The sequence below is a fragment of the Bordetella sp. 15P40C-2 genome (assembly GCF_009763235.1).
Lineage (GTDB): Bacteria > Pseudomonadota > Gammaproteobacteria > Burkholderiales > Burkholderiaceae_B > Bordetella_A.
In genome coordinates, this window is the sequence record NZ_WSJA01000015.1 from 24,408 (window position 1) to 33,607 (window position 9,200).

Consider the following 9,200-nt stretch of genomic DNA (forward strand, 5'->3'; position numbering starts at 1 on the left):
TGTCGTGCATGTCACCGGGTTTTTTATGCGCGTATCAAGCTTGGTAGCGCGAGTCTGCGGACGGCTAGCCAGAGGGTGGATGGTGGCACCACGCAGCTGCTACAGAAGCGGATGGTGACATCACACTGCCGCCATCAAAGCTCGCCATAAGAATGCAGCCCAGACAGGAACATATTCACACCCAGAAAGGCAAAGCCCGTGATCAGCAACCCGACCAGCGCCCAATACGCCGCCAGGTGCCCTCGCAGGCCCTTGATCAATCGCATGTGCAGCCACGCCGCATAATTCAGCCACACGATCAATGCCCAGGTCTCTTTGGGATCCCACTGCCAGTAAGCGCCCCACGCATCGGCCGCCCATAGCGCGCCCAGGATCGTGGCCACCGTAAAGAACGCGAAGCCCACCGCGATGGCCCGATACATGATGTCGTCGAGCACCTCCAGCGACGGCAATGCCTGGGCAATGCGCCGACGCCCCAGCAAGATCGCACCTACCACCACCGCGCCCACGCCAAAATAAACCATCCACGTGGCCGACAATCCATCGGTACGAAACACCATGGGCTCCGCACACAACAGCACCCCCAGGATGAACAAGGGCGCGAGCTTCACCCACGAGGTTGTGGTGCCATGTTGTTTGATCAGATAGGCAAAGCCCACCATGGCCGCGAGCGAGAACGTGCCATAACCAATAAAGTTTGCCGGCACATGCAGCTTCATCCACCAGCTCTTCAGTGCCGGCACCAGCGGCTGGATCTGTCCCGCATCCCGCGTAAACGCATACCAGAGCAGAAACACAATCGCTGACGAAATCACGAGCAGGACGAATCCACCCAGCGCGCGCGTCGCGTATTTGCGTTCGTAATACAGATAAAACAGCGCCGTCACCAACGCGAACAGCACAAAGACTTCGTACAGATTGCTGACCGGGATATGCCCGAGATCCGGCCCCATCAAATGGCCTTCACGCCACCTCACCAACAACCCCGTCACCCCGGCGAACACCGCCCCCCAGGTCAACGCCGTCCCGAGCCACGCCGCCGTCGCACTAAAAATACCGGCCCAATAGCAGATCGTTGCCAAGATAAACAAGGCACACATCCACAGAATCGCCGATTGCGATGAAAACAGATACTTGAGAAAAAACACCTGCTCGGCGCGCGCCAGATCCGCCTGGTAGAGCCATAGCGCCAAGCCCGTGGCCAACGCACACGCAATCATCAGGCGGCGCAGCGGCCGCCATAACCAGCCTAGCCACGTCATCGCGAAGACCGTGCCACCCAGGATGACTTTTTCATAGCCATCCATGGCGTGGCCATACCGGTTCAGCGCGAACCCCGCCCCCATCGCCAACAACAGAAAAAAGACGATATCGGTCCAGTCGGGCCTGCCACGCTCGGCGCGCGCATCGCCTGTCGCTGACAGCGGGGGCTGCCATATCGCGTTATGGGACGTCGTGGTTGTACTGACGGACATACTCACCTCATGGCCGGTTCCGGCGCGTCAACGCCTCTTTAAAGCGCTCGAATTCCTGCTGGAAGTCCAGTGTACGCTTCTGCGACGTCATGGCCGCATACACCTCGCTGCCGGCGCCGCCAGCGGCGGGTTTCACCCACGCCCATACCCGTCGATCACGAATATAAAACATCGAGAACACGCCCAGCACGAGCAGCAGACAGCCGATATACACCGCCGTCTTGCCCGGCGTGCGGCTGACCTGGAAAACACTGGCCTGCACGTGCTTGAAATCGCTCAGACTCAAAAACACCGGGGCGGGATACACGTTCAGATCCGACAGCGCCGCGACCGCCAGCCGCGACCATTGCGCCGCCTGTTCGGCCTCGGGCCCCGTCTCGGCAATCGCCGGCATGCCGGCCCGTTCGCGCGCCACCCCGCGCAGTTCGTTCATCGATGCGCCCAACAGACGAATCACCACATCGGCCGCCCGTTCCAGCTCGGCTGGCGGCGTATTAGTCTGCAGAAAATTCGCGATGGCCTGTAAGCCGCCCGTGGAAAACGTACCCAGCGCGCGTTCCGCGGCTGTCTGTAGCGACGACTGTTCCGCGCTAGACGGACTGTTGCGCTCGGCAAAGCGACGCGCCGCCTCACGGCGTTGCTCCGGATCGGCCAGTGCGGCACGCAGCCGCATGAACTCCGCCGGCGACCCGTCGGCATCGGCCGGAATCCGCAGATAGCGATAGTTTTCACCCGCGTTATTGCGCACGCCCGCGAGGAACACCGATGCACCGTCCAGCTCCACGGGCAACATATAGTTCATGAATTCGTGCGCCTGACCGGCCTGGTCGATCAGCCGGTACTCGATACTCGGACCCACATTGCGCAGATGGTCGTTCTTCTTGCCCGCCGCGCTGCCCGCCACGGATGCCACATGGTCACCAAAGCTCATCGGATTGCCGGCAGGCGCGCCGCCTTGCAGATCCTCCACGTTAATGGGCCGCAGCGCCGTGATCTCCACCCGCAGATCGCGCGGTACGCCATCGCTGCCATGTGCCGTGATCTCGGCAGGCTTACCCACCTCGCCGTCCACCGTAAACGGTGCGCTGCCGTGCCCCACCAGCGGATAGCCCTTCAGACTGACCGTGCTGCCCCCATCGTCAAAGCTCGACTGATAGACCGTGACGCCTTTGAAGTGCAGCGGTTCGTTGACCTCGATCGTGGCATCGAAGGTCTTGCCGGTTTCCGGATCGGTGACTTCCACATCGCTGGCGAAGCGACTCGGCATGCCGGTGGAGTAATAGTCGACCAAAAATTTCTTGAGCTTTAACGCGAACGGCAAAGGCTGCACCAGCGCGCCATCGCCCACCATCACGATGGCCGTACTGGCCTGCCCGCCCTCGGGGATGAGTACGCTGCCCCGGAAGCTGGGATTCGAGATCGACAGGCGGCCGGTGGGCGGCACCTGCGAGATCAGCATGTTTTCCACAATCGGGTGTTTACCGCCCAGCAGCACTTGCAATCGCACCATCAGCTCGCTATCGAGCAGGCCACCGATGCAGATAATGACCATCGCCGCATGGGCGCAGATATAGCCCAGACGATTGGCGCTGCCTTTCTTCGCCGCCACCATGATGCCATCGCCATCGACGCGCTCGCGCACCGCATAGCCTTGACGCACGAGCAGGGCTTTAACGGCCTGCGCCGCCTCCGGCACGGGCGCCGCATCCTGCATTTCCACGCGATGCGGAAACGCGCGCAAACTGCTGGCGCGCACATGCTCGCGAAACGAGCGCGCCTCGCGCAGCATCTTGGGCGTATTGCGGATCAGGCACACCGAGGTCGAGATGACCAGGAACCCCATGATGGCGAGAAACCACCAGCTGTTATACACATGCCAGATCGAGAACTTGTCGAATACCTCGAACCAGAACGGCCCGAACTGATCGATATACGTATTCGACGGCCGGTTCTGCGCCAGCACCGTACCAATCAAGCTGGCGATACAGATAAACATCAACAGGCTGACCGCAAAGCGCATCGAGCCGATCAGCTCGAAGACATCGCGCGGCAGATTGCTTAATGGGTAACGAGTCGTCTGTTGAGTATTTGAAGTCATGAACAAAGGGGCCGCGTTACAAACCGGCCCCTACAAGAGCGGCGTCGCTGGAAATCATTCCAGCGCGCCATAACGCTGCGCGCATCTCGCGCAGATCGAGGCCAACGCGTAGCTTAGCGCAGGCCTGCGGCGTAGTCCGATACCGCCTTGATATCGGCATCCGACATACGGTCCGCGATCTCGTGCATGATGGGACTGTTGGCGCGGTCATTGCTACGGAAGAGTTTCAACTGCTCTTCGATGTAGCTGGGGAACTGACCCGACAGACGCGGATACTGGCCCGGCAAACCTGCGCCATTGGGCGAATGGCAGGCCGCGCAAGCGGGCACGTTGCGATCCGGCAACCCCCCGCGCCAGATCTGACGACCGCGCTCGACCAGGTTTTCATAGCCTGCCGTCGCCGGCTGCGTCAAAGGTTGCTGCGCCAAATACAGAGCGACGTTCTGGATATCCTGCGGCGTGAGGTTCTGGGCCATCGGCGTCATTGGCGTGGGATTGCCACCCGGGCCATTACGCAAAGGCTTTTCCGCACCCTCTTTGATCTTGAAATCAACGAGCTGCTTGGCGATATATTCGTGGGGATTCGCGGCGAGATTGGGGTTGGCGGGAATGGAGCTATTGCCCCCTACGCCGTGACAGGAAGCACAGGCAATAATGCCGCGAGAGGCATCGCCTTGTTCGTAGAGTTGAGCGCCTTTAGTGGCGTCCGGCTTGGCCGGCCCGGCCGCGTTTTCCGCGGCTACGCTTGGACAGACGACAAATACACCGAGCATCAGCCCGCTAGCTAGCAACATCCGGGACAGCACACGCATCATTGATTACCTCGACGATCGGACTGCGATCAAGACGTCAAAATACTAACGTCTCATCCTGCCCCATGCTGTGCCGAACCAACTGCCTCCGCCGTGGAGTTCGAGCTTTTTAACAGGCGGAAAGACCCGGCAAACGCAGGGGTACCACTGCTGCAAACGCTGGATTATACAATAGGGACTTCTGGGATCGCGGCCAAGCTCGTGCTCCCGTCCCCGCGCGTGATGCAGACGTGTTGAACACGTGCTTTAAACAGCATGCCCGGGGTGCTCACCATCAACCGAAACGGACTTGCCAAGTGTCCCTCCTCCATCGCGCCTCCTTTTATGTCTCGGCAGCCCGCCTCGATCAGCTGCCCGCCCCGGGCGCACCCGAGGTCGCGTTTGTCGGCCGTTCGAATGCCGGGAAATCGTCCGCCATCAATGTGCTGTGCAACCAAAGGCGGCTGGCGTTTTCCAGTAAAACCCCCGGGCGCACGCGCCTGATCAACCTGTTCGGCCTGCCCGACCCGCTCGCCCCCGATGCGCCACTGGGCTTTCTCGTCGACTTGCCTGGTTATGGGTACGCCTCCGTCGCGCAAAAAGAAAAAGAAAAATGGTCAGACATCCTGGGCGGCTATCTGCGCGACCGGCCGTCCTTGGCCGGCATTGTGCTGCTCATTGATATCCGCCGAGGCGTGACCGAGCTGGACCGCCGCCTGGCGGACTTCATCGCGCCCACCGGACGCCCGGTGCTGGCGCTGCTGACCAAGGCCGACAAATTGCCGTATGGTCAGCGCCAACGCGCGGTATTCGCCGTACGCAAAGAGCTCGCCGATATCGGCGCGCTCAACACGGTGCCGTTCTCTGCCACCGAACGCATCGGCCTCGTTGAGGCCGGTCAACAAGTCGAGAACTGGATCTCTCCGAAGGTAGTGCCATGAATCCGAACATCATCACGCCCGCATTCCCGACCTCACGTCCTCGCCGCCTGCGTCGCGACGACTTCACGCGCCGTCTGGTGCGTGAAAACGCGCTCACGGTCGATGACTTGATCTATCCGGTGTTCGTCGCCGAAGGCACGGGTCTGCGTCAACCGGTGCCTTCCCTGCCCGGCGTGATGCGTTATTCGCCGGACACCCTGCTGGAAGTCGCCGCGGAATGCGTCGAACTCGGCATCCCGGTGCTGTCGCTCTTTCCCGCCATCGATCCCGCGCTGAAAACACCCGACGGCATCGAGGCGACCAATCCCGACGGCCTGATTCCCCGGGTCGTGCGCGCCTTGAAAGAACGCTTTCCAGAGCTCGGCGTGCTGACCGACGTGGCGCTCGACCCCTATACCAGCCACGGCCAGGATGGCGTCATCGACGAAGACGGCTATGTCATCAACGAGCCCACCGTCGAACTGCTGATCCGTCAGGCCTTGGTGCAGGCCGATGCGGGCGTAGATATCGTCGCCCCCAGCGACATGATGGATGGCCGTATCGGCGCCATCCGTCAGGCCTTGGAAGACAAACAGCACATCCACACGCGCATCATGGCCTACTCGGCCAAGTATGCGAGCGCCTTTTATGGTCCCTTTCGCGATGCCGTGGGATCGGCCAGCAATCTGGGCAAGTCCAACAAAATGGCCTACCAGATGGACCCGGGCAACCTCGATGAAGCCCTGCGCGAAGTCGCCGCCGACCTGCAAGAAGGCGCCGACATGGTGATGGTCAAGCCCGGCATGCCTTATCTGGATGTCGTGCGCCGCGTGAAAGACACCTTCCGCGTGCCGACCTTTGCCTATCAAGTCAGCGGCGAATACGCCATGATCAAAGCGGCCTCCGCCAACGGCTGGCTGGATCACGACAAAGTCATGATGGAAGCCTTGCTGGCCTTTAAGCGTGCCGGAGCCGATGGGATTCTGACGTATTTCGCGATTGAGGCGGCGAAGCTGTTAAAGGCCCGTTAGAACGATGAGCCGCCCTGCGGCGGCAGCGTTATCAGGTGCCCGCGCGATCCAGACAGGCGCGCGGGCACGTAAAAGCTAGCGTCAACACGGTTTAAAACGCGTATTTCAGTCCGATGCTCGCCATGAACGTCGAACTACTGATACCCCCGCCGTCGTCAGCACTTAACGATGGGCCGTAAGAAGGTCGCACGTGGCCAGCCCGGCACAGTGTGCTGCGCTTATCTGTCTTGCAGCACCTTATCCAACACCGAACTAAAGCGCGCCGCGTCTTGAAACCCCACTACACGTGCGTCCGCGACGATTGTGCCGCCCGGCTCAAAAAACACGATGCCCGGTGGCCCGAAAAGACGAAAGCGTTTTAGCAGTTCACGGTCATCGGCGTTGTTCTGCGTAACGTCGGCCTGCAACAGCGTCATTTGGGCGAGCTTACTGGCGACCTCGGGATTGGAGAACGTAAAGCGTTCCATTTCCTTGCACGAGACACACCAATCAGCATAGAAGTCCAACATCACCGGACGCGTGCTTTGCGCCAACACCGCATCCAACTCGGCACTGTTGCGCACACGCGTGAACGCGATGGGATGCGCCGCTGCGATGGATTGTGGTGCGCTCGTCCGGGCCGGCAGATGCGACAACGGCTGCAGCACATCCCGTCCGCCGCTGACTGCCCCGGCCAGCCATGCAGCCGCTGCCAGCGCCAGCAGAATGCCGATGCCTTTAGCGAACATGCGCGGCGCACCCGCTCCTGCCGGCAGCGCATCGAAGGCTCGCAGCATCACCGCAGCCACCATCGCCAGCAAAGCCCAGCCCACCATCTGCAACCAGGTGGGCGTAATCGGTATCAGCATCCACCACGCAGTGGCCAGCAACAGCATGCCGAACAAGCGCCGCACCCCGTCCATCCAAGGCCCAGCCTTGGGCAGTAACGCACCCGACGAGGCACCGACCAGCAATAGCGGCACTCCCATCCCCCAGGCCAAGGCGAACAAGGCCGCTGCGCCCAACCAGACATCACCGGTCTGCGAGATATAAAGCAGCGCCCCCGCCAGTGGCGCGGCCACGCAAGGGCCGACGATCAAGGCCGAGATAGCGCCCATGGCGAGCGCACCGGTAATACGTCCGCCCGGAATCCGCGACGAACGCGCGCTTAGCCAGCTCTGTATGCCTCCTGGCATCTGCAAGTCAAAGGCGCCAAACGTTGCCACGGCCAGCACCACCAACAGCGCCGCGAACAATGCCAAGAGCCAAGGCGTCTGCAACCACGCGGCCAAACCCGCGCCGCTCAGGCCGGCCGCCACGCCGAGCGCGGTATAAACCACCGACATCCCCAGCACATACGCCGCCGCCAAACCGAGGCCACGCGCGCGCGTCGGGCGCGCCTCGCGCGAGCCTCCAACCACGATGGACGACAAGATGGGAATCATCGGCAGCACGCAGGGCGTTAACGCCAATAACAGGCCAAGCAAAAAGAAAACACCCGCCGTCTTCAACCATCCCAGTCCGCTAATGGCGTCAGCCAGCCCGGTATCTCCCGCCGAAAGCAGTGCGCCCAGACCGTTTGACGATTCTGGTCGCTCTGCACCCGGGATTGTTTGGATTCTTTGTTGTAAAGCGCCGCTCTGTGAATCCGATTGTCCAGCAGTCCGCCCGGCTTGATCTGTGGATGCCGTCAACCAACCGGGCGAGCGTGTTTGCGAGGCACCGTCCTTAACGACATACCCATCGGGCACAGGCTCCAGCGAAACCCGATGGGTTTGTGGCGGGTAGCAAAGCCCCGCATCCGCGCAACCCTGACTCGTTATCTCCAGCGCGACGGCCTGCGTTCCCGACAGCGGTACGGAGACCGTGACCTCGCGCGTGTAGGTCTCCATGTCCTTTTCGAACGTCGGGTCGTACTTCACTTTGCCCGGCGGGTAGACAGGGTCGCCCAGGGTTACAGCCTGCGGCGGATCCGCCGCGATCTCGAACCGCTCGCGATACATGTAATAGCCAGGAGCGATGCGATATGTCAGCGCCACCGTATCCGGGGCAGCCATGGCGGCGCTAAAGACGAATGCCTGCTCCGGCGGCAGAAAATCCTCTTCCGACAAGGCCTGGGCAGGGCGACATACGAGCAACAGGCTCCATACCGCAAACAGGACGAGCCAAACCCATCCTGGCCGTCCGGTAGCTAGCACACCCACGTTCAACCGCTGCATCAGACCCTCTTGTCCTCTTTATCCAGTGGCTTGCCCGCCGCCTCTTGTCGCACCCAATCCAGATACGCGGCATGGCCGCCTAGTACCGGCACCACCAGGATTTCCGGCACGTCGTAGGGGTGCAGCCTGCCCAATGCCTGGATGACCGCGTCCTGACGCCCCGAGGTCGTTTTAATCCACATCGGGATCTCGTCGGCGCCCTCGATCTGCCCCTGCCAACGATAAACAGACAGCACTGGTGCGCCCAAGTTCACGCACGCGGCCAAGCCGTCCTCGACCAGCACGTGGGCGATGCGTTTTGCCAGCAACAGATCCGGGGCGTTACTGATCACCAATACGATATCGTCGTCAAGCAGCATGGGCGTCTCCAGATTACAAACCGCCGTCCCTGAAAATAGGGGTGAACAGAGGGTATCTTACTTGCAGCTCGCGGACCGCGCCGACGCGCCAGGACACCGTGATATCGGATGCAGTGTCAGTGGCGGTTGTGCCTGCGATGACGCCCGCGTGACTGGCATCGACTCGCCAGTGGCGAATGCGCGTGCCAAGCCGCGCACCAAAAACAAAGGCGAGCCCGAGGGCTCGCCTCAGGCTGTTGATAAACCCCTGGTTTTTGCCGGGGGTTTGTTTTTGAAGGACCGCTCAGGCGCGGCGGCGCCGCGTGTGGAAATTGGAGTCCAGATGGGT

The 9,200-nt window shown here is 61.4% G+C and carries 8 protein-coding genes; 3 read left to right on the forward strand and 5 right to left on the reverse strand.

The features are described 5' to 3' along the window. Nucleotides 1-134 precede the first annotated feature (134 nt). The 3 genes from ccsB to GOQ25_RS07070 form a co-directional block, all read right to left on the reverse strand. Nucleotides 135-1,475 (reverse strand): c-type cytochrome biogenesis protein CcsB, encoded by a 1,341-nt coding sequence (gene ccsB, locus GOQ25_RS07060; protein ID WP_160349760.1) that lies wholly within the window; start codon nt 1,473-1,475, stop codon nt 135-137. A gap of 7 nt (nt 1,476-1,482) precedes the next feature. Further along, complete coding sequence (locus GOQ25_RS07065) at nt 1,483-3,495, reverse strand: cytochrome c biogenesis protein ResB (protein ID WP_160349765.1); 2,013 nt, start codon at nt 3,493-3,495, stop codon at nt 1,483-1,485. Between the two features lie 191 nt (nt 3,496-3,686). Next, nucleotides 3,687-4,388 carry a cytochrome c gene (locus tag GOQ25_RS07070; protein WP_202109356.1) on the reverse strand — a complete coding sequence of 234 codons (702 nt, stop codon included), beginning with the start codon at nt 4,386-4,388 and terminating at the stop codon, nt 3,687-3,689. 293 nt (nt 4,389-4,681) lie between these two features. Here GOQ25_RS07070 and yihA point away from each other — a divergent pair, with 293 nt between their 5' ends. Beyond that, nucleotides 4,682-5,305, forward strand: a complete 624-nt coding sequence (gene yihA, locus GOQ25_RS07075) for a ribosome biogenesis GTP-binding protein YihA/YsxC (protein ID WP_160349761.1) — start codon at nt 4,682-4,684, stop codon at nt 5,303-5,305. Beyond that, nucleotides 5,302-6,315, forward strand: coding sequence for a porphobilinogen synthase (hemB, locus tag GOQ25_RS07080; protein WP_160349762.1), 1,014 nt, complete (start codon nt 5,302-5,304; stop codon nt 6,313-6,315). The genes yihA and hemB overlap by 4 nt, the downstream gene beginning before the upstream one ends. 218 nt (nt 6,316-6,533) lie before the next feature. Here hemB and dsbD read toward each other — a convergent pair whose 3' ends face one another. Next, nucleotides 6,534-8,513 (reverse strand): protein-disulfide reductase DsbD, encoded by a 1,980-nt coding sequence (gene dsbD, locus GOQ25_RS07085; protein WP_160349763.1) that lies wholly within the window; start codon nt 8,511-8,513, stop codon nt 6,534-6,536. After that, complete coding sequence (gene cutA, locus GOQ25_RS07090) at nt 8,513-8,872, reverse strand: divalent-cation tolerance protein CutA (RefSeq protein WP_160349764.1); 360 nt, start codon at nt 8,870-8,872, stop codon at nt 8,513-8,515. The genes dsbD and cutA overlap by 1 nt, the downstream gene beginning before the upstream one ends. A gap of 148 nt (nt 8,873-9,020) precedes the next feature. Between cutA and GOQ25_RS19510 the strand changes: the two genes are divergently transcribed. Beyond that, nucleotides 9,021-9,200, forward strand: a 180-nt coding sequence (locus GOQ25_RS19510) for a hypothetical protein (RefSeq protein ID WP_236844509.1), incomplete at its 3' end; no start/stop codon positions are given.

Bases quoted from the DNA above. Each gene is read 5' to 3' on its own strand.
- ccsB (WP_160349760.1), bottom strand. From the start codon at position 1,475: ATGTCCGTCAGTACAACCACGACGTCCCATAACGCGATATGGCAGCCC.
- GOQ25_RS07065 (WP_160349765.1), bottom strand. From the start codon at position 3,495: ATGCGCTTTGCGGTCAGCCTGTTGATGTTTATCTGTATCGCCAGCTTG.
- GOQ25_RS07070 (WP_202109356.1), bottom strand. From the start codon at position 4,388: ATGATGCGTGTGCTGTCCCGGATGTTGCTAGCTAGCGGGCTGATGCTC.
- hemB (WP_160349762.1), top strand. From the start codon at position 5,302: ATGAATCCGAACATCATCACGCCCGCATTCCCGACCTCACGTCCTCGC.
- dsbD (WP_160349763.1), bottom strand. From the start codon at position 8,513: ATGCAGCGGTTGAACGTGGGTGTGCTAGCTACCGGACGGCCAGGATGG.
- cutA (WP_160349764.1), bottom strand. From the start codon at position 8,872: ATGCTGCTTGACGACGATATCGTATTGGTGATCAGTAACGCCCCGGAT.